This window comes from Pyxidicoccus trucidator, assembly GCF_010894435.1.
Classification (GTDB): domain Bacteria; phylum Myxococcota; class Myxococcia; order Myxococcales; family Myxococcaceae; genus Myxococcus; species Myxococcus trucidator.
The window spans coordinates 330153-348165 of sequence record NZ_JAAIXZ010000003.1; the positions used below are offsets into that span (position 1 = coordinate 330153).

Annotated in this window: 14 protein-coding genes; 3 read left to right on the forward strand and 11 right to left on the reverse strand. The window is 71.7% G+C overall.

Features of this window, described 5'->3' with window-relative positions:
• Positions 1–29: 29 nt before the first annotated feature.
• Both G4D85_RS11335 and G4D85_RS11340 read right to left on the reverse strand, forming a co-directional pair.
• A complete protein-coding gene (locus tag G4D85_RS11335; RefSeq protein ID WP_164011044.1) occupies positions 30–497 on the reverse strand; it encodes a hemerythrin domain-containing protein in 468 nt (155 codons plus the stop codon).
• Positions 498–868: 371 nt separating this feature from the next.
• Positions 869–2218 (reverse strand): sigma-54-dependent transcriptional regulator, encoded by a 1350-nt coding sequence (locus tag G4D85_RS11340; protein ID WP_164011769.1) that lies wholly within the window; start codon positions 2216–2218, stop codon positions 869–871.
• Between the two features lie 267 nt (positions 2219–2485).
• On the opposite strand from G4D85_RS11340, the gene G4D85_RS11345 reads away from it, so the two are divergent.
• Both G4D85_RS11345 and G4D85_RS11350 read left to right on the forward strand, forming a co-directional pair.
• Positions 2486–2884 carry a hypothetical protein gene (locus G4D85_RS11345; RefSeq protein WP_164011046.1) on the forward strand — a complete coding sequence of 133 codons (399 nt, stop codon included), beginning with the start codon at positions 2486–2488 and terminating at the stop codon, positions 2882–2884.
• 428 nt (positions 2885–3312) lie between these two features.
• A complete protein-coding gene (locus G4D85_RS11350; RefSeq protein ID WP_240359210.1) occupies positions 3313–4914 on the forward strand; it encodes a methyl-accepting chemotaxis protein in 1602 nt (533 codons plus the stop codon).
• Positions 4915–5042: 128 nt separating this feature from the next.
• Here G4D85_RS11350 and G4D85_RS11355 read toward each other — a convergent pair whose 3' ends face one another.
• From G4D85_RS11355 to G4D85_RS11365, 3 genes are read right to left on the reverse strand one after another with little or no spacing between them, the layout of a single operon-like run.
• The gene (locus G4D85_RS11355) at positions 5043–6698 is read right to left on the reverse strand and encodes a formate--tetrahydrofolate ligase (RefSeq protein WP_164011048.1); all 1656 of its coding nucleotides are present in this window, start codon (positions 6696–6698) and stop codon (positions 5043–5045) included.
• A gap of 11 nt (positions 6699–6709) precedes the next feature.
• Entirely contained in the window at positions 6710–7915 is a 1206-nt protein-coding gene (locus G4D85_RS11360; RefSeq protein WP_240359211.1) for a sensor histidine kinase, read from the reverse strand.
• Positions 7887–8573 carry a response regulator transcription factor gene (locus G4D85_RS11365; RefSeq protein ID WP_164011050.1) on the reverse strand — a complete coding sequence of 229 codons (687 nt, stop codon included), beginning with the start codon at positions 8571–8573 and terminating at the stop codon, positions 7887–7889. Before G4D85_RS11365 ends, G4D85_RS11360 begins: the two co-directional genes overlap by 29 nt.
• 123 nt (positions 8574–8696) lie before the next feature.
• On the opposite strand from G4D85_RS11365, the gene G4D85_RS11370 reads away from it, so the two are divergent.
• Positions 8697–9467, forward strand: coding sequence for an alpha/beta hydrolase (locus G4D85_RS11370; protein WP_164011052.1), 771 nt, complete (start codon positions 8697–8699; stop codon positions 9465–9467).
• Positions 9468–9483: 16 nt separating this feature from the next.
• Here the strand turns inward: G4D85_RS11370 and G4D85_RS11375 are convergent, their stop codons facing one another.
• From G4D85_RS11375 to G4D85_RS11400, 6 genes are all read right to left on the reverse strand, one after another.
• On the reverse strand, positions 9484–10350 hold the full coding sequence (locus G4D85_RS11375; RefSeq protein WP_164011054.1) for a sulfite exporter TauE/SafE family protein: 867 nt from the start codon (positions 10348–10350) through the stop codon (positions 9484–9486).
• Positions 10347–10949, reverse strand: coding sequence for a rhodanese-like domain-containing protein (locus G4D85_RS11380; RefSeq protein WP_164011056.1), 603 nt, complete (start codon positions 10947–10949; stop codon positions 10347–10349). Before G4D85_RS11380 ends, G4D85_RS11375 begins: the two co-directional genes overlap by 4 nt.
• 77 nt (positions 10950–11026) lie before the next feature.
• Positions 11027–11725 carry an MBL fold metallo-hydrolase gene (locus G4D85_RS11385; RefSeq protein ID WP_164011774.1) on the reverse strand — a complete coding sequence of 233 codons (699 nt, stop codon included), beginning with the start codon at positions 11723–11725 and terminating at the stop codon, positions 11027–11029.
• Positions 11726–12165: 440 nt separating this feature from the next.
• A complete protein-coding gene (locus tag G4D85_RS11390) occupies positions 12166–13470 on the reverse strand; it encodes a sigma-54 interaction domain-containing protein (protein ID WP_164011058.1) in 1305 nt (434 codons plus the stop codon).
• A gap of 50 nt (positions 13471–13520) precedes the next feature.
• Positions 13521–14792: an NAD(P)/FAD-dependent oxidoreductase gene (locus G4D85_RS11395; RefSeq protein ID WP_164011060.1), complete on the reverse strand. Its 1272-nt coding sequence runs from the start codon at positions 14790–14792 to the stop codon at positions 13521–13523.
• A gap of 428 nt (positions 14793–15220) precedes the next feature.
• Positions 15221–17917, reverse strand: coding sequence for a DUF748 domain-containing protein (locus G4D85_RS11400; protein ID WP_164011062.1), 2697 nt, complete (start codon positions 17915–17917; stop codon positions 15221–15223).
• Positions 17918–18013 lie beyond the last annotated feature (96 nt).

Sequence of the window (18013 nt, forward strand, 5' to 3'; positions counted from 1 at the left end):
CTGGTAGGTGCCGCGGAGGTTCCCGGTCCTCAGATGTTGGCCCCGCTCTCCAGCTTGCTCATCTCCTCGCGGCGAACGGCGGAGGCGGTGCGGACGATGTCGTTGCAGGACATGCCGATTTCCTTCTCGGTGACCTTCTGCCCGAACTGCGGCAGCACGTTCTTCTCCTCGTCCGCGATGTGGCTCTTCACCACCTGCTCCAGCGAGTTCACCTTGCCCGCCAGCCCATTCACATCGTTCCGCGAGCGGAGGATGTCGGCGATGAGCCGCTTCATCTCGCCGTGCTCGTCCACCGAGTGCTGAATCTTGTCCTCGCCGATGACCCGGCGCGCGACGGGGTAGATCCACCGCTCCTCGATGGTGGCATGCAGCGTGAGCGCCTCCGCGAGCTGGATGCACAACTCCTTCTTCGTCGCGTCGTCCGGTGCGTTCCGGAAGGCCTCGAACAGCGCGTCAACCTCACGGTGCTGCTGAATCAACAGGTCAATGACGTCCACGGATGCACTCCTTGTCTCGGGTCCTGTGCAATCCAAGGGTCCGCACGACCGCCGGGCGTCGCAATCACCGGCACGGCCGCGCGGGGCCTCGCACGCTCCCCACCCCGAAGCGCTGGAGTCTCTCGCCAGCCCCACTGTCTCGACGTGCCCGGTCGTCGGAGAGAGCCCCCGCCCGGCTCCTCCCGGTGGCGGAGCTCCGCCTGGTTCACGGTGGCCGGTGGCCGCGCGAGCTGCCTGCAGCCACAGCCCCAGCGGGCCAGGCAGACCTCCTCACCGGAACGGTAGCCATCCGCCCGCAGGCAGGGCTGCCCTCGGCCCGCGAGGCCGGGTCGCTTCCGCCGCGTCTGCCTGCTCGCGAACCACGCGGAACCTCACCCCTCGCCGGGCGTGCCCGCCTCGTACTTCTTCCTCTTGCGCCACAGCGTGGACGCGTCGATTCCGAGGACTCGCGCGGCCTCGTCCAGCGTGGGCGCCGAGGCCATGACGCGCAGGATGTGCTCGCGCTCCACCTCCTCCAGCGTGTGCGGCCCGCCCAGCGCCACGCCCGGACCCGCCGCCGCGGCGATGCGCTCCGGGAAGGCTTGTGGCTCCAGCACCTCCGCCGGCCAGACGATGAGCGCGCGCTCCATCGCATTGCGCAACTCGCGCACGTTGCCCGGCCAGCCGTACGCCAGCAGCATCTTCTCCGTCGCGGGAGACAGCTCCGGCGGAGGCCGCTGCGCCGCTCGCGCGAAGAACGCGACGAAGCGGCGCGCCAACGGCAGCAAATCTTCCGGCCGCTCCCGCAGCGACGGCAGCTTCACTTCGATGACGTTCAGCCGGTACAGCAGGTCCTCGCGGAAGTGTCCCGAGGCCACGTCCTTCTCCAAGTCCCGGTTCGTGGCCGCCACCACCCGCACGTCCGCCTTGCGCGTGCGCCCCTCGCCCAGCCGCTCGAACTGCTTCTCCTGGAGGAAGCGCAGCAGCTGCGCCTGGAGCGCGGGGCTCATCTCCGCGATTTCGTCCAGGAAGAGCGTGCCCCCTTCCGCCTGCTCCACGCGCCCCGGCTGGTCCTTCACCGCGCCCGTGAAGGCGCCGCGCACGTGGCCGAACAGCTCGCTGGCCAGGAGCTGCTCGGACAGCGTGGGACAGTTCACCGTGACGAAGGGCCGGCGCCGCCGCGCGCTCATCGAGTGCAGCGCCCGCGCCAGCACGCCCTTGCCCGTGCCGCTCTCGCCCCGCAGCAGCACCGCCGCGTCGGATGCCGCCGCGCGCGTCATCAGCCCTATCGCCGCGTGCATCACCGGCGAGGCCGTCTCCAGCGTGGCCTCCGGCACCGCCTGCGCGAGCTGCCCTTCCAGGCTCTCCAGCTGCGACGACAGCTCGCGGTGAGCCCGCGACCGGTCCAGCACGTGTCGTATCTGCGCCGGCGTGAAGGGCTTGGGCAGGTAGTCGCGCGCGCCGCGCCTCACCGCCTCCACCGCCGTGTCGAACGTCGCGTACGCGGTGATGAGCACGACGTCCAGGTTGGGGGACTCGGCCAGCAGCTTGGGCAGCAGCTCCAGCCCGCTGGACGTCCCCAGCCGCAGGTCCACGAACGCCAGGTCAGCGGGCCCCTGGGCGAGCGCCGCCAGGGCCGCCTCGGGTGTGGCCGCCTCGCGCACCTCGCAGCCGAGCCCCTCCAGGCACACCCGCAGGGTGTGGCGGATGTTGCGCTCGTCGTCCACCACCAGCACCCGCATGGGGCGCTCACCCGCGACAGGCGTCGCTTCCGGCCGTGCATCCATGAGTCAATCCTAGGTGCATCCCTCGCGCCTCGCCGTGCGGTGTGCCCGGCGCGAGGCTTCCCGAGGGGTTCCCTCGTCAGCCCGCGCCGCCCGCCCCGTGTTTCGCAACCCACGGAGCCCCCGTCCCTTGCAGTCCGCAACCCGCCTCGCTCGTGACGCTTCCTGCACACCGCTGAAAGTGGTGCTGGCGTTGGTGCCCGCGTTGCAGTGAAACGGGGGGGTATGCGCCTGAATGGGATGATGGCCGGCGGCCCTCCGCCGGGGGATGGTGGCGAGGACAACATCTTCTCCAGGGACCGTCCGCCCTCGGGCGGGGAGAAGCGGCTCCGCCAGGCTCTGCTGCTGGGTGGGGTGCTGCTCGTCCTCGGCGTGGTGTGGCTCTATGTGCAGGGTGGAGAGAACCGCGCCCTGAACGCCCTGGCCCCCGTGCAGCGCGCGGCCCTGTTCCAGGAGACGCGCGACGACATCCGGCGCATCTGCCTCACCGATGCGGGCGTGAAGAGCGGCGGCCGCCTGGAGAAGCGCTGCCGGCAGCAGGCCGACTTCCTCACCCGCTTCTCTGAGTGCGACGAGGCCTGCCGGCGGGAAATCGCCCCCTTCGTACAGGACACGGGGCGCTAGCCCGAGCGCCCTCCCCCACCCGGAAGCCGGGCGGGCCGCCAGCCCACCGCTCGCCCCGTGCGCCCTGGAGACCTACATCACGTCCGGGCCTGACGCCCTCTGGGCGAGGGCCCGCTCCCCTCGGCTGATCGCCCTCCATCCCCGGGGTCGAAATGTACCCATGACCCTTCAGTCTATCGCGGCCGTCGGGTTGGTAGGGGCTGTAGGGGCTTAGCAGTAGGGGCTCAGTCCGGTATCCTACGGCGCGCGGCGGATCAGCGGTCCGCCCGAGCATTGGGGGGCCCTCTCTGGGGCCCGCGGAAGGAAGGCGACATGTGTTGGCGCAGCTGGCCCTGCTCGGGGCCCCGTTTCAATTGCCGAACCCCGGCTGAGATGACCGTCGGGCGCTCGGTGGAGACGGGGACCGCTCACGGTAGGGAGGGCGCCCGGTGCGTCTGAAGCTGAAGTTGATGCAGAAGATGACGGCGGTGCCCGCGGCGGCCGGCGTGTTCCTCGTGGCCATCCTCCTGGCGTGCGTGACGCTGGGCTCCAGCCAGGGGTCCACGTACGAGCGCATCCACACCTCCCTTGCTCCGGCCAGTGAGCTGAGCCGCGAGGTCTCCCTGCGGTATCCCGGCCTGCACCGGGGTGTCCTGGCCGAGATGAACCGCAAGTCAGAGGGTGGGCTGGAGTCGCTGCGCGCGGAGGTGAAGGAGCTGGAGGCGAAGCTCGACCTCGCGCGGGCCCTGCCGGGCGCGAACGTGGAGCAGGCCGACGCGCTCAAGCGCGACCTCGCCGCGTACTGGAGCAGCGCCGAGCAGGCCCTGGCGCTCACGGTGAAGGGTGACGCGCAGGCGGAGGCCGCGCGGGCCCGGCACGAGGCCTCGTACCAGGCGCTGCGCGGCGCCTTCCAGCAGGCGGCGGAGGCGGATGCCCAGGCCCTTCGCGCGGCCCACGACGCGTGGAATGGGCAGCGCGGCACGCTGCAGGGGTGGGTGGTCGTGCTGGGGCTGCTGGGCCTCGCGCTGACGGGGTTCCTGGCGTACTGGCTGCACCAGCAGGTGACGGTGCCCCTCGAGAAGCTGACCGCCTCGGCGACGAAGATTGCGCAGGACGGCGACCTGACGCAGGCCATCGACACCAGCGCGCAGGACGAGGTGGGCGAGCTGGCGCGTGGCTACCAGACGATGGTGACGCGGCTGCGCAACGTGCCGAGCACCATCGCCACCGTGGTGACGGACCTGACGGCGGCGGCCGGGCGGCTGACGCAGGCCAGCCAGGAGCAGGTGGACTTCCTCACCAACCAGTCCCGCAGCCTCACCGAGGCGAGCACCACGATTGCCGAAATCGCGCAGACCTCCAGCATGGCGGCCAGCCGCGCGGAGATGGTGCTCAAGGTGGCGGCGCAGGCGGACGCGTTCAGCTCGTCGGGCCAGGAGTCGATTGAGAAGAGCGCCGAGGGGCTCACCCAGATTCGCCAGCGGGTGGGCGCGCTGGTGGGCAGCATCGCGCACCTGAGCGACCAGGCCGTGCACGCGGGTGAAATCATCAGCAGCGTGAAGGACCTGGCGGACCAGTCCAACGTGCTCGCGCTGAACGCGGCGATTGAAGCGGCGCGCGCGGGCGAGGAGGGCCGGGGCTTCGCGGTGGTGGCGCGCGAGATGCGCTCGCTCAGCGGCCAGTCGCTGCAGAGCACCCAGCGCATCGGCAAGATTCTCCTGGAGATCAACCAGGCCATCCGCGGGACGGTCTCCATCGCCGAGGGTGACAGCGAGAAGATGGAGGAGGGCATCGAGCAGGTGCTCGCCTCGGCGAACACGCTGAAGGAAATCACCACGGTGGTGCAGGAGAGCAGTCAGGCCGCGCGGCAGATTGTCGCCTCCGTCACCCAGCAGAACGCCGGCATCGCGCAGATGACGGATGTGGTGACGCAGCTGTCGTCGATGATGGCCGACGTGGTGACGGCGACGATGACGGCCGAGGCCGCCGTCGCGCAAATCAACACGTCGCTGGGGCAGCTGAAGGACCTGTCCACCGCGTTCCGCGTCTGAGCCTCGCTGGGCTCTGGTGACGGGCCGTGAGGGTGCCACCGTGCGAGGTGGCACCCCGGCCTTCCCGGCTCCGCGTCCGCTTCCCACGAACCCGAAGCTCGAAGCTCGGAGCCCGGCGGTGTTGGCCGTCACTCTCCCTGCATCAGCCCCGTGATTCGGCCGTCGTCGTGGACGGTGATGCGGCGGGCGGCCGGCTCGCGAGGCAGGCCGGGCATGGTGAGGATTTCGCCGGTGAGCGCCACCATGAAGCCCGCGCCCGCGGACAGCCGCACCTCGCGCACGGTGAGCGTGAAGCCGCGAGGCCGCCCCAGCTTCGTCGGGTCATCCGAGAGCGACAGGTGCGTCTTCGCCATGCACACCGGCAGCTCCGCGCCGCCCAGCTCGCGCACCATCTGCAAGTCCTTCTGCGCCCCCGCCGTGAAGGCCACGTCGTCCGCGCCGTACACGGTGCGGGCAATGGCGCGCACCTTCTCCTCGGGAGACTGCGTCAGCTCGTAGAGGAAGCGCGGGCGGGGCGGGGCCGCGTCGGTCCGGTCCAACATCTCCAGCACCCGGTCCGCCAGCTCCAGCGAGCCGTCTCCTCCACGCGCGAAGCCCTCGCACACGGCCATCTCCACCCCGCGCTGCCGCCCGAAGGCGCGCAGCTCCTCCAGCTCCGCCTCCGTGTCCTGCGGGAAGCGGTTGACGCAGATGACGGCCGGCAGGCCGAAGGCCGCAATCGACTCCAGGTGCTTCTCCACGTGAGCGAAGCCGCGCACGAGCGCCTCGCGGTCCGGCTCGGCCACGCGCGCGGCTGGCGCGCCGCCGTGGTGCTTCAGCGCGCGCAGCGTCACCACCAGCACCACGCCCCGGGGCCACACCCCGGCGTTGCGGCACTTGATGTCGAGGAACTTCTCCGCGCCCAGGTCGAAGCCGAAGCCGGCCTCCGTCACCACCTCGTCCGCATGGGCCAGCCCCATCCGCGTGCCCAGCACGGAGCTGCACCCGTGCGCGATGTTGCCGAACGGCCCCGCGTGGACGAGCGCCGGGCCGCCCTCGCGCGTCTGTACGAGGTTGGGCATCAGCGCGTCCTTGAGCACCGCCACCATGGCCGCGGCGGCGTCCACGTCCCGCGCGCGCACCGGCTTTCCGTCCGGCGAGTGGCCCACGACGATGCGGCCCAGCCGCGTCTCCAGGTCCTTGAGCCCGTCGGCCAGGGCGAGGATGGCCATGACCTCGCTGGCGGCGGTGATGTCGAACGCGGCCTCGCGCGGCACGCCGTGCGCCTTGCCACCCAGGCCGATGATGACGTTGCGCAGGAAGCGGTCGTTCATGTCCATGGCGCGCCGCCAGCGCACGCGCGTGGACTCGATGGCCACCGGCTGGCCGTAGTACACGGCGTTGTCCACCAGCGCGGCGAGCAGGTTGTTGGCGCTGGTAATCGCGTGCAGGTCGCCGGTGAAGTGCAGGTTGATGTCGGCCGCGGGCTCCAGGCTGGCCTGACCGCCGCCAGTGCCTCCGCCCTTCACGCCGAAGACGGGGCCGAGCGACGGCTCGCGCAGGGCGGCCACCGCGCGGCGCCCGCGCTTGCGCAGGCCCATGGCCAGGGCCACGGACATGGTGGTCTTCCCCTCGCCCGGAGGCGTGGGGTTGATGGCGGACACGAGCACCAGGCGGCCCTGCTTCCCGCCCGGCTTCTCGAGCGCGTCCAGCGACACCTTGGCGCGGTGGGTGCCCCAGGGGAGCACGTGGTCGGAGGACAGGCCCAGCTCGGCGCCCACTTCGGCGATGGGTCTCAGCGTCATGCCACGACTCTTCACGCGTGGTGGGAGGATGTCCAGGTCAGCCGCGCGCGTGTGCCATGGGGCTCCAGGGCGTCGATGGAGAAGCCCCAGGAGAACCGCCGGGCGAGCCGCTCCACCAGGGACAGGCCGATGCCAAAGCCCTCCTGCCCGGGCTGGACCTGGCCGAAGCCGACGCCGGTGTCGGAGAGGGTCCACGCCGTGGGCTCGAGGCGGATGACGATGCGCCCCTCGCTCGTGTACGCGAGGGCGTTCTTGAGGAGGTTGCCCAGCATCACCCGCGCCACCGCGGCGGGGATGGGGGCCTGGACTTCCCCCTCGGCTTCGATTGCGAGCTCGACGCGCTCGCCGCGCCGCAGGTGTCCGTACAGCGCGACCAGCTCCCGCGAGACGCGCAGCAGCTCACAGTGCTCCTCGGAGCGCCGCTCCCGCGCCAGCCAGAGCAGGCCCTCTGTCAGCAGGCCCATCTGGCTCACCGCGTGGCGCAGGCGGCCGAAGGTCTCCGCGTCGCGTGGCGGGTCCCGCTCCAGAATCTCCACCGCGCCCTGGGCCACGGCCAGCGGGGTGCGCAGCTCGTGGCTGGCGTCGCGGTTGAATTGCCGCTCCCGCTCCAGCAGCTCCTGGATGCGCGCATCCCGGGCTCGCAGCGCCTCGAGCAGCGCGCGCACCTCGCTCACTCCGCCGTCATCTCCGGGCAGGACTCCGCCTGCCTCCCCCAGCCGCTCCACGAGCTGCTCCAGTGGCTGGCCGATGCGGCGGGCCACGAGCCGGCCGAGCAGCGCGGCGGCCAGCAGCGCCAGCACCGCACTGGAGAGGAGCAGGCCGGAGTTCCGCCCCAGCCGGGCCGTGGTGCTCGTCAGCGAGGACACTTCAAGCGCGACGTACCGGGTGCTCCCGCGCTCGGCGCCGGGGCGCACCGCGACGTGGAAGTGGCCGTGGCCGTCGGTGGGCACCTCGTATTCGCCCCGGGGCTCATCCGCCGCCAGCCGCGCCCGCAGCCAGGGCGGCAGGGAGGCATGGCCGGTATACGCGGTGAGGCCCGGGAGCTGCCCCGGCCGGGGTTGGTCCGCCTCGGCGGCGACGAGCCGGTTGAAGAGGGTGTCCTCGAGGTCGTAGCTGAAGAGCGTGAAGAACCCGCCCATCAGCACCAGCGCGAGCGTCGCGGACAGCCACATGGCGCGCAGCAGGATTTCATGGACTGGCCTTGCACCTTTGCGCATCCAGGCTGTACCCCTCGCTCCGTCGGGTGGTGATGGCATTTTCGATTCCCAGCTCGGCGAGCGCCTTGCGCAGGGCGTAGACGTGGGTGCGCAGCGCGCTCGACTCCGGCGCGTCGTCACCCCAGAGACGCTCGGCCAGCAGCGCCGCGGAGACGGTGGCGGGCGCGGCCTCCAGCAGCAGCCGCAGGATGAGGGCCTCGGTGCGATGGAGCCGCGCGGTGCGCCCGCCCCAGCGCACCTGTCCGCTCTCCGGCTCCAGCGACAGGTCTCCCAGGGTGAGTCGCCGCCCGCTCGGAGGCACGGGCCGGCGGGCCAGGGCTTCCAGCCGCCAGCGCAGCTCCCGGAGTGAGAAGGGCTTGACGAGGTAGTCATCCGCGCCGGCCTGGAAGCCCTCCTGCTTGTCCTCCAGCGTGTCCCGGGCGGTCAGCATCAGGATGGGGACGAGGCGGGGCGCGAGCTGGCGGTAGCGCTCGCACAGTTGGAGGCCGCTCATGCCGGGCAGCATCACATCCAGCACGAGGACGTCGTAGGTGTTGGCCAGCGCGAGCGCGAGTCCCTCGGGGCCGGTCGCCGCGAAGTCCAGGAGGAAGTCCGGCTCCAGGAACCTCGCGATGTTGGCCTGGAGGTCACGATTGTCCTCGACGATGAGCACGCGCATGGAAGGGGTGGGTGGTGGGAGAGGCTACTTGGGCCTGTGTCAAACGCACGTCAACCGGTGGCTGACGTGTGGCTGACGTGGGCACCGGCAGGGTGGTGCCCTCACTTCAAGAGGAGTACCGCAATGCGCGCGCTGCTGCTGACGCTCTGTTTCCTGGCCGCCTCCGTGGCTCGGGCCGCCCACCCCTCGGTGCCGCTGGAGGTCCGGGCGGCCGACGGGGAGGGGATTCCCGCGCTGGTGCTGGAGCCGGAAGGGGCCGCGGCGAATCCGCCCGTGGCCGTCCTCCTGCACGGCCTCACCCGGAGCAAGGAGGACTGGCTGGCCGACGCGGCCCCCACGTATGGCGGAGCCCTGACGGAGCACCTGCTGCGCTCCGGCTACCGTGTCTATCTCATGGACGCGAGGCGGCACGGGGCCCGGTTGACGCCCGATGCGAAGCCCGGCGCACTCGCGAAGCGGGCGCATGCCGGAGACACCGCGCCCTATCAGGCGATGATTGTGGACACCGTGAAGGATGCGCAGGCGCTCCTCGCGCGGGTGCTCGCCACGGGGAAGCCTCCGCGAGTGCTCGTGGCGGGCTACAGCATGGGCGCGCAGGTGGCGCTGCTGCTGGCGTCTCGCGAGCCCCGGGTCACGCACCTGGTGACCATGGTGCCCCCTCACGTCGACCCCGTGCTGGGGGACGCCGCGCCGGTGAACCGGATGAGCGGGATTCGGCAGGACTGGCTGCTGCTGACCGCGACGCGTGACACGTTCTCCACGGCGGAGCAGAACCAGGCCCTGTTCGAGGCCGCGCCCGGCAAGCGCAAGACACGCCGGGCCTTCGACAGCGGACACGCCCTGCCGCGCGAGTACCTCGACGAGGTGCGCCGCTGGCTGGCCGAGACGAAGTAGCGGGGACGCGGCGGGCTCAGCGCTGCCGGGCCCCGCGCAGGCTCCACAGCGTCAGTGGCAGGGCCACGCCGGTGCCGGCCACCAGCCAGGGCCACGCGCCCGCCTGCGCGAGCAGGGTGTGCACCGGGGCCGGAGCCTCCGCCACCAGCAGGAAGGTGGCGGTGGCGAGCACGAAGACGGCGAAGCCCCTGCGCAGCGTGGCCGGGGCGATATGGCTCGCGAGCCTTCCCCCCACGAGGCTGCCCAGCATCGCCGCCGTCAGCACCGCGCCGGTGAGGGCCCACGGGAGCTGCACGTGGCCCAGGTGCCCCACGAAGCCCGCGGCGCTCTGGAGCGAGATGACCACCAGCGACGTGGCGGCGGCCACCGGCATGGGCAGTCCCACCAGCGCGAGCGCGGGGACGATGAGGAAGCCTCCGCCCGCGCCCACCAGCCCCGACAGCAGGCCCACCGCCATTCCCTGGGCCAGCACCCGCGCCACCGGAATCGCCGCGGGCGCGGGCGTGCTCGCGGAGGCTGGAGGCGCTTCCTTGCGCCGCAGCATGGCCACGGCGGCGGCCACCATGACTCCGGCGAAGAGCAGCAGCAGCGTGGTGGAGGGGATGAGCGGGTTGATGCGCCCGCCGATGAATGCGCCCGTCATACCGCCGCTTCCGAAGACGAGCGCGGTGCGCCAGCGCACCCGCCCCGCCCGCGCGTGGAGGAGGGCCCCGCTGGCGCTGGTGAGGCCCACCACCACCAGGGACATGACGATGGCCGTGCGGGGCTCCACGCCGAGCACGTACACCAGCAGCGGCACCGTGAGGATGGACCCGCCGCCCCCGAGCAGCCCCAGCAGCACGCCCACCACCAGCGACGCGGCGATGCCCACGTAGAGCATCATCGGGACTCTCCCGGCCTGGCGACGGAGAGGAGGTCGCGGCACTCGCGCAGCAGGCGCTCGAAGCCGGGAGCGTCGCGGGCCGTCGTGGGAGGCGTGGCTTGCAGCGCGTCCAGCAGGGCGGTCAGCGCCTCGCGCGAAGGACCCTGGCCGTAGATGGGGGCGGGGGACTCCGGCGCGACGGTGCGGTGCAGGCCCGCGAGCAGCTCGTCGAGGACCCGGGCCAGCGTGGGTGGAGGCCCCAGGGGCGGGCGCACCACGGGCAGCTCCGCGGTGTTCCACGCGAGCATGCCGCCGCGCAGGTTCATCACCCGCGTGAAGCCCCGCGCCACGAGCTGCGCCGCCGCCTTCGCCGAGCGTCCTCCGGAGCGGCACACCAGCAGCACGTCCGCGTTGCGCGGCCAGGAGGCGGCCACGTCCAGCACCGTGGCCAGTGGCACGAGCCGGGCGCCGTCGAGGTGGCCGAGGAGACCGTCGAACTCGGAGGGCTCGCGCACGTCCACCAGGGACGCGTGCGTGGTGGGCACGGCCGCGAGCTGGTGCACGTCCACGTCGCGGTAGCCGTGAGGGTGGGGGATGGCGCTGTCGAAGAGGGACGTCATGACCAGGCTCCTCTCGCGGCCTTCGTGAGGGCGCGCAGGTGATGGGGATTCACGGCCCCTTCCGGGAGCCTCGGGCTTCAAGCCTGGCTCCGGGGCTCGGTCCTGCCGCAGGCCCGGTTGGCGGGCACGGCCACGTCCAGCTTCTTCGGCGGCGGGAGCTGGCGGCTCTCCATGAAGGAGATGAAGGACTCCCGCGTCTTGCCGGCCAGGCGCGGGTTGTGGCGCTTCTCCTCGCCGATGGTGGACAGGGCGTGGCCGGCGTAGTCGTGGCCCGGGTAGACCACCGTGTCCTCGGGCAGGGTGAAGAGGCGGCTGGTGATGGCGTCGTAGAGCTGACCCGCGTCGCCATTCTGGAAGTCGGTGCGCCCGGTGGCGCGGACGAGCAGCGCATCGCCGGTGAAGAGGCGCCCCTCGCACAGGAAGCTGAGGCTGTCGTCGGTGTGGCCCGGCGTCTCCAGCACCTTCACCTCCAGGTTGCCCAGGCGCACCACGTCGCCATGGGCCACCTGCCGATTAACACACGGCGCTCCCCGGGCCGAGGCCGCCACCGTGGCGCCCGTCTTCTCCCGCAGCGCACCCGCGCCGGTGACGTGGTCGGCGTGCACGTGCGTCTCCAGCACCAGCACCAGCTTCAGGCCGAGCTCCTCGACGAGCTTCAGGTCTCGCTCCACCTGCTCCAGCACCGGGTCGATGAGCGCCGCCGCGCGCGAGGCCTCATCCGCCAGCAGGTACGTGTACGTCGAGGTCTCCGCGTCGAAGAGCTGCCGGAACAGCATGGTCCACCTCAGGAGCAGGTTGATTGCCGCCGAGGCATTGCCATCCGCATGCCAGCCGTCGAAGTGGCGCACTCTTCGGCCGCGAGGGCCGGGTTCCGTCGCCCGCCGTACGTCCGCTCGGCTCAGGGGGAGGTGCCGCCTTGCGAGGACGCGGTGCTCCACCGCCGAGCTGCCCCGTGGACCCACGCCTCCGTGTGTTCGGGCACCTTTCGCTGCAACAGGTGAAACACCCGCGTGAAACAAGGCGAGGAGTCTTGAGGCAACGTGCTTCACAGGGGGCGGAGTGCACCGGTGAGCGAGCGTCACGGTGTGGGTGCTCAGCAGGGAGGCGCTGTGGGTCGATGCCGCGGGCCGGGGAGCGCGAGCCGATGAGCGTGCTTCGCGGTGCGGTGCTCAGGGAGACGTGTGTGTCGCCTCGCGGGGCCGGGGGGCGGCACGGCTCAGCCGTTGCCGGTGTCCCCGAGGTCTCGCAGGCGGCGCCACAGCGTGACGCGGCTGATGCCGAGCAGGCGCGCGGCCTCGGAGCGGTTGCCTCCCGCCTGGGCGAGCGCGGCGCGCATCCGCTCCGGGTCCAGTGAGGCGTCCATACTGGCGGAGGTCACGGGCGCGGCGTGTCGCGCCTCGGAGAACTCGGGCGGCAGGTCTCCCTCGCGCACCACCGGGCCCTCGCCGATGACGTAGGTGTATTCCATGACGTTGCGCAGCTCGCGCACGTTGCCCGGCCAGGTGTGCCCTTCCAGCAGGCGGCGGGCGCCGGGCGAGAAGCGCTCCACGCGGCGGGGGCCTCGCTGCTGCAGGTCGTCCAGGAAGCGCATGGCCAGCGGGAGGATGTCTCCGGGGCGCTCGCGCAGCGAGGGCAGGAAGATGGGTACCACGCGCAGCCGGTACATCAGGTCGGCGCGGAAGCGGCCCGCCTCCACCTCGCGCCGCAGGGCCCGGTGGGTGGCGGCGATGATGCGCACGTCCACGGGCACAGGCTCGCGGCCGCCCACGGGGATGACGGTGCGCGTCTCCAGCACGCGCAGCATCTTCGCCTGGAGGTCCAGCGGCATCTCCGCCACCTCGTCCAGGAAGAGCGAGCCCCGGTTCGCCAGCCGGAAGTGTCCCGGGCTGTCTCGCACCGCGCCGGTGAAGGCGCCGCGCACGTGGCCGAAAAGCTCGGTCTCCAGCAGCGTGGGAGGCAGCGCCGCGCAGTTGATGGCCCGGAAGGGACCCTTGCCGCGCGACGACAGCGTGTGCAGCGCGTGGGCGATGAGCTCCTTGCCCGTGCCGGACTCGCCTCGCACCAGGACGCTGGACTCGGTGCGGGCCACCTTCTCGACGATGCGGAAGATGCGCTGGAGCTCGACGTCTCGCGTCCACACGCCGTGGAACAGCTCGGCGTCGCCGTCCGTCTCGCGGGTGGCATCCGGGCTGACGAGCAGCGCCCAGCCGAGCGCCTTCTTGCCCTCCACGAGCGCCACCGCGCGCACCCGCACCGCGTGCTGTCGTCCTCCCGCGCGCAGCCGGGCGGACGTCTCACGGCCCTCCGTCAGCAGGGACTCCAGGCGCTCGGCGCCGCCGTGCGGGGCGAGCACCTCCGCCAGGGGCGTGCCCGCGCGGACGGTGCCTCCGAGCTGCGCCTCCAGCGCGGGGGTGAGTGAGGCCACCTGCCTTGCGCCGTCGACGAGAAGCACGGGGCCCGCGAGGGCGTCCAGGGCGGGCAGCACGAGTCGGGACGGGGAGGGAGTTCGGGAGTGGGGCATCGGCGCGGTCGGGACATGCATAGCCCGGCCGCGCGCCGAGTGACATGCGCTCAGGCGAGCCCGCGCATCATCAGCGACCAGTACAGGCGTGGCAGGCCGTACTTCTTCATCAGCCACATGTCGCGCCGCTCCTGAAGCGTGTCGATGAGCGGGAAGCTCGGCGTGGGCTTGCCGTCGTAGTCGAACTCGGCGAGCAGCAGCTTCCCGTAGCCGGTGGTGAGGGGGCAGGACGCATAGCCGTCATAGCGGGAGGGCAGGGGGCGCCCGGCCATGACGGCCAGGAGGTTGTCCACCAGCACGGGGGCCTGCTTGCGCACGGCGGCCCCGGTGCGACTGGTGGGCAGGTCCGACGCGTCGCCGAGCGCGAAGACGTCGGGGAAGTCCGGGTGCTGGAGCGTGTACTTGTCCGCCTTCACCCAGCCGGCGCACGCGCCCTCGCGCCAGGCCAGCGGGCTGCGCTTGATGAAGTCCGGCGCGCTCTGCGGCGGGGTGACGTGGAGCAAATCGTACTCGAGGGTGACGCGCTCCTTCTGCCCCTCGCGAGTGGTCTCGAAGATGGCCTCGCGCTTCGCTCCGTCCACGGCGACGAGGTTGTGCTCGAAGCGCGTGTCGATGCCGTAGCGCTCCACCACGCCCTCCAGCACGGCGGCGAAGGGCTTCACGCCGAAGATGACCTTGGCCCCCGAGCCGAAGATGACCTTCGAGCGCTCGGAGAGGCCGGTGCGGCGGAAGTGGTCCGCGGCCAGGTACATGATTTTCTGCGGCGCCCCGGCGCACTTCACGGGCGTGGACGGGTGGGTGAAGAGGGCGGTGCCTCCCTGGAAGCGCTGGAGGAGCTGCCACGTCTTCGGGGCGAGCTGCACGTCGTAGTTGCTGCTGACGTGCTCCGTCTTCAGCGCCTCACGCAGGCCCGTGACTTTGTCCCAGTCGAGCTGGATGCCGGGCGCGACGACGAGGAAGTCGTAGCCGAGGCGCAGGCCGCCCCGGGTCCGCACCTCCTTGCGGACGGGGTCCACCTCCTCGGCGGCGTCGTGGAGCCACTTCACGCCTCGGGGGATGAGGCTGGCCTCGTCGCGCACGGTGTCCTCGATGTCGGCCTCGCCCGCGCCCACCAGCGTCCAGAGCGGCTGGTAGTAGTGGTGCCGCGAAGGCTCAATGATTGCGACGTCCTTCTGCCCCGAGCGGGCCAGCCGGGCGGCCACGCAGATGCCCGCCGTCCCTCCGCCGATGATGAGGACGCGATGCCGCTCCTGGAGGGGCACCACCACCGGCCCGGGCGTGGTCACCGGGTCCTTGCTGCCGCAAGCCTCGCTCGTGTTCATGTGGGGTGGCTCCCTCGTGAATCGTGAGACATGAGAGGAGGCCCCAAGCAGGGTGCGTGCCACACTCGTCCCGTGGGGCTGGCTCCGAGTGGACGGGCGGACAGGGTGTTTCAGCGGCGTTTCACGGTGTTTCAGCAACGCCCGGGTGCTTCGCGGCGGAAGCAGGCGTGGGCGGGTGGCGTAGCGACCGCGCGCAAGCGTCGCTACGCGGCAGGGGCGGGGGCGTAGGGCTCCCTGTTCGGAAATGTCGGGGGTTTTGTGTCCGCAAATGTCCCGACATTTCCGAACAGCACGCTCCCAACCCGGGACGGCCGCCAGGATGCGGGCCGCTGCCGCGCAGGGGAGCGCAGCCTCCTTCACCGTGCCTCGCACTCCGCGCCGGGGCGGCCGCAAGGATGCGGCGCGCTCCGACGCGAAGGGGTTGCGGACTACTGCCCGAAGATGCCGCGCAGGCGCTTCTTGGCCTCGTCCTCGGCCTTCTTCTTCGCCTCGGCCTCCAGGCGGGCCTTCTCCGCGGCGGCCTTGGCCTCCAGCTCCTTGCGCTTCGCCTCGGCCTCGGCGCGGGCCTTCTCCTCCCCGCCCTCGATGACGGACTGCACCTGCTTGCCGCCAATCAGGCTGCCCGCCAGCGACGAGGCCGCCAGCTTCGCAATCGTCGTCACGGCCGGCTTCACGTCCACGCCCGTCACCTCGGGCTTCCACGCCTTGCCCGTCAGCTTCATGCCCACGGGGATGGCCTCGGGCGGCGTCACCTTCCCGAGCGTCAGCGTCTTCACCGTGGACGGCGTCAGGGACACTCCGCCCGTCAGGTCCAGCGTGCCGTCCAGGCGGATGCCGCCGTCGAAGCTCAGCGCCGCCTCGGGCCGGGTCCAGGAGATGGGCCGCTTGAGCTGCGCCACGCCATTCTTGATTTCCACGCCGAAGGGCAGGTTCTCGCCGAGCGACGTCCCCGTCCCGCTCTTGAGGCCCTTGGCCGCGAAGGGCAGCGCCTTGGCGAGCGGCTCGGACACGGACGCCACCAGGTCCGTGCCCAGCAGCGTGCCGCCCAGGATGTTGCCGTTGATGGCGCCGAGCAGCGTCTGCTGGAGCTGGTCCGGCGTGTAGCCCACGCCCTTGACGTCCACGTTTCCGTTGAACGTGCCCGTCATCACCTTCTGCGGCGTGAACTTGGTCAGCGCCTGCGCCATCTCCACGCCTTCCACCTTCACCTTCGCGTCGAAGGGGCGCTTCTCCGGCAGCGGGCCCAGGCGCACCGTGGTGCCGTCCGCGGACACCTTGCCGCCGTAGAGGCCGGAGGAGAACTTCTCCACGGTGATGAGGTCGTCCGTCATCTTCACCACGCCCGTCACGTTGCTCAAATCCATCTGGGTGTAGCGCAGGGCCGCAATCGCGAAGCGGATGTCGCCGCGGAAGCCGTTGAAGCGCGTCGGGTCATCCGGCGGCGGAGGCACCGGCGCGCCGCCCGTGCGAGCCGTCACCTCCTCCTCGCTCATCAGCAGCGCGTCGGCGTTGAGCCGCTGGCTCTTCAGGTCCACGGCGAAGGTGGTCGTCTGCTTCTTGCCCTGGCCGGCCAGCGCGAAGGAGGCGCTGCCCGACACCGTGTCCTCCAGCAGGGCCGCGGAGAGCTTTGGGACGTCCACCTTCATGCCGGTGCCGCTCTTGTCGGGCGCGTACGTGCCGGCGGCGCTCACCTGCATGCGCTGACCGGGGGCCTTGGCCACGAGCAGGCCGGGGCGCAGGTCCACGCCGTCCAGGTTGGCATCGGCGCTGAAGCGCAGCGCGCCGCCGCTGGCCGCCGCGCCGGTGAGCCGCGCGGTGAGCTTCATGGGCGAGCCCGCGTCCTTGGCGAGCTGGTCCGGCACGCGCAGCCGCACGGGCGTCAGGTCCACGTCGATGTTGATGGCCTGGGCGTCCTGCGTGCCGCTGCCGCGCACCGCGAGGCCGATGGGGCCGGCAATCATGCCCTTGAGTTGCTTGCGCAGCGGCGGGTAGTACTCGGCGATGGCGGCCGGGTCGAGGTTCTTCCCCAGCAGCTCGAAGCCCTCCACCGAGGGCTTCTCGGTGAGCAGGCCCTTCACGCGGCCCTTGCCGGAGATGCTCGCCGGGCCGAGGTCCAGGTTGAGCTTGTCGAGCGCGAGGTCACCGACGGCCACGTCGCCCGTCACGTCCGTGTCGAGCACCACGTCGAGCGCCTTGCCGCCCTCGGCGCCGGCGAAGCGCAGGCCGAGCGCCTTGATGGTGCCGACCAGTCGCGTGGGGCCCGAGCCGCCGGGCACCGCGCCGCCGAGGTCCGCCTGCCAGTCCGCGTCCACCGTGCCGGCCTGGAGGCCCACGTCCGGAGGGAGGAAGGGGCCCAGGGGGGCGAGGTCGATGCGCTCGGCCTTGAGCGTCACGCGCTCGGGCCTGGGCACCAGGGTGGGAGGCAGGGGCGCGGCGTTGAGAGTGATTTTGAGGTTCTGCTTGTCGGCGAGCACGGCGGCGGCCAGGTCGACGACGAGCGGCTTGCCGACGCGCAAGTCCTTCACCTCGATGTCCAGGTCCTTCACGGCCAGCTCGCGGGCCTGGGTGCCAGCGGAGCGGTCCACGAAGCGGATGGTGCCGTCGGTGAGGGCGGCGCGCTCGACGTGGACGCCGGAGAGGTCCGTGGGGGGCTGCTCCTCCTCGGGCTGCTCCTCTTCCTTGGGGGCCTGCTCCTCCAGGCGCTTCATGAGGCGCTGGACGTTGGTGGTGCCGTCGGGGAAGCGGACGACGTTGACGGTGAGGCCGGACACCTCGGCGTTCTTCACCTGGATGTCCTTGCCGCGTGAGGACAGCAGGGGGCCGGCGGCGACGCGGACGTCGAGCGAGGCCAGCTGCGCGAGGGGGAGCTCCTCGCCCTCGGCGGGGCCGACGGTGACGTTCTCCACCTCGGCGCCGATGGTGGGGAAGAGCCGGGTGGAGATGTCGCCAATCTGGATGGGGCGGCCGAGCTTCTGCGAGTACGTGGCCGCCTGGTCCTGGGCCGTCTTCAGCAGGATGGCGTCGAGCCGCCAGAGCACGACGGCGACGATGATGACGAGGAGCGCGAGGACGCCACCGAGTACGTAGGGCCAGCGGCGCTTCTTCTTCACGACGGTGTTGGACATCGCTTGGTACCTCCTCCAGCGAGCAGGCCACGGGCGTTGGCTCGGCGCGGGGCCCGGGGAGCAGGCGAACGCTTAGCCCAGCCTCGGTCCGCCCGC

Coding starts and splice junctions, on each gene's coding strand:
- G4D85_RS11380 (WP_164011056.1), bottom strand. CDS start 10,949: ATGACGTCCCTCTTCGACAGCGCCATCCCCCACCCTCACGGCTACCGC.
- G4D85_RS11395 (WP_164011060.1), bottom strand. CDS start 14,792: ATGAACACGAGCGAGGCTTGCGGCAGCAAGGACCCGGTGACCACGCCC.
- G4D85_RS11400 (WP_164011062.1), bottom strand. CDS start 17,917: ATGTCCAACACCGTCGTGAAGAAGAAGCGCCGCTGGCCCTACGTACTC.
- G4D85_RS11340 (WP_164011769.1), bottom strand. CDS start 2,218: ATGCGGGTGCTGGTGGTGGACGACGAGCGCAACATCCGCCACACCCTG.
- G4D85_RS11385 (WP_164011774.1), bottom strand. CDS start 11,725: ATGCTGTTCCGGCAGCTCTTCGACGCGGAGACCTCGACGTACACGTAC.
- G4D85_RS11345 (WP_164011046.1), top strand. CDS start 2,486: ATGCGCCTGAATGGGATGATGGCCGGCGGCCCTCCGCCGGGGGATGGT.
- G4D85_RS11360 (WP_240359211.1), bottom strand. CDS start 7,915: ATGCGCAAAGGTGCAAGGCCAGTCCATGAAATCCTGCTGCGCGCCATG.
- G4D85_RS11390 (WP_164011058.1), bottom strand. CDS start 13,470: ATGCCCCACTCCCGAACTCCCTCCCCGTCCCGACTCGTGCTGCCCGCC.
- G4D85_RS11355 (WP_164011048.1), bottom strand. CDS start 6,698: ATGACGCTGAGACCCATCGCCGAAGTGGGCGCCGAGCTGGGCCTGTCC.
- G4D85_RS11365 (WP_164011050.1), bottom strand. CDS start 8,573: ATGCGCGTGCTCATCGTCGAGGACAATCGTGACCTCCAGGCCAACATC.
- G4D85_RS11370 (WP_164011052.1), top strand. CDS start 8,697: ATGCGCGCGCTGCTGCTGACGCTCTGTTTCCTGGCCGCCTCCGTGGCT.
- G4D85_RS11375 (WP_164011054.1), bottom strand. CDS start 10,350: ATGATGCTCTACGTGGGCATCGCCGCGTCGCTGGTGGTGGGCGTGCTG.